The 1,610-nt window shown below is 48.3% G+C and carries 1 protein-coding gene; it reads left to right on the top strand.

The window, feature by feature from the left end:
- Window positions 1-184: 184 nt before the first annotated feature.
- Window positions 185-1,610, top strand: a 1,426-nt coding sequence (locus ACED59_RS24410; RefSeq protein WP_371731390.1) for an IS66 family transposase, incomplete at its 3' end; no start/stop codon positions are given.

The raw sequence follows: 1,610 nt of genomic DNA, 5'->3' as shown, positions 1-1,610 counted from the left end.
AGTGGCCTTCAAAAGAGAAAAATCAGGTGTTTACCCTCACTCAATTTGAGCTTGATAGACTGCTTTCTGGCTTCACAATTATCGGTCATGAACCCATCAAAATAAACGATTTTACAATGAGTTAATCGAGAATAAAGCCTTATTGACCAAGCGTTAACGGCACGATTTTAGTATAATCAATGCCATGAAAAAGACGCCAAATATCAACCCAGAAAGCCAAGATGTTGCCGAGCTACAAGCGATGGTGAAAGCCCTGATGCTCTCGCAAGAGCAGAAGGAATCGCAATGGAAACAAGAGCGTCAATCGCTGCTTGAACAACTCAAACTCGCCTTCGATCGCCAGTTCGCGAAACGCTCGGAGGCATTAAAGCCTTACGATGAATCACAAGGTGACCTCTTCAACGAAGCGGAATGTGAAGCCGTTAAAGAAGACGAGGTTGAGGTGACAACGACGACCACAACGAAAAAGCGCGGTAAACGTAAACCTCTGCCTAATACCTTGCCTCGTGAGGTTATCGAACTCGATTTAGACGACAATGAAAAGCAGTGTTCTTGTTGTAATCATAGCCTGCATAAAATCGGGGAAGACCGCAGCGAGAAGCTAGAGTTCACACCTGCGGTACTCAAGGTGTTGGAATATGTTCGCCCTAAGTACGCTTGCCGCCAGTGCGAGAAAACAGGTGATAGCAGCCGTATCGTTCAGAAGCCATCCCCTCAGAGTCTCATCCCTAAAAGCTTCGCCACAGAAAGCTTGCTGGCCAACATCATTCTAGGCAAATACCAATACGCGATGCCGCTTTATCGCCAAGAATCTCTGTTTACCCAGTCGGGTATCGAGCTATCACGCACCACCATGGCAAGGTGGGTCATCCAAGTCAGCGAGAAGTTCTCCCCGCTGTATGCAGCCTTGAAAGAGCACCTACTTCAGCAAGTGGTGGTTCAAGCGGATGAAACGCCGCTCAATGTGCTCAAAGAAGAGAAGAAGTGTTATATGTGGCTTTACTGCTCAGGCGCTGACTCGCCCGAAGCGGCACTGCCAAATGTGAAAAATATCGCCTTGTACGACTATCAAAACAGTCGTGCGAGGGCGTGCCCTATTGCCTTTTTAGGTGACTACAACGGTTATCTACAAACCGATGGCTACGCGGCCTATGATGGACTTCATCAAGTCACCAATGTGGGGTGCTTAGCGCATGCTCGTCGCAAGTTCATGGACGCGAAGAAGCTTCAAGGGAAAGGTAAGTCGGGCAAGGCTGATAAGGCGCTGGCTAAAATCCAAAAACTCTACGGGATAGAATCGCGCTTAAAAGGTGCGCCTGCCGAAGAGCGAAAAGCAGAGCGTCAAGCACTTGCCAAACCGATACTGGATGAGCTTTACCAATGGATGACAACCCAGAAGGTGATTGGCTCTAGCCCACTGGGCAAAGCGATAAAATACACGCTCGGGCAGTGGTCAAAGCTCATTCGTTATATCGACGATGGTCACTTATCTATCGATAATAATCGCGCTGAACGCGCAATTAAACCGCTGGTTATTGGCAGGAAGAACTGGCTATTCTCTAACACACCAAACGGTGCTGATGCGAGCGCGATGCTTTACAGCATCATCG

This window comes from Vibrio sp. FF266, from assembly GCF_041439695.1.
GTDB classification, from domain to species: Bacteria; Pseudomonadota; Gammaproteobacteria; order Enterobacterales; family Vibrionaceae; genus Vibrio; species Vibrio tasmaniensis_A.
This window is presented reverse-complemented; position numbering and strand designations above follow the sequence as displayed.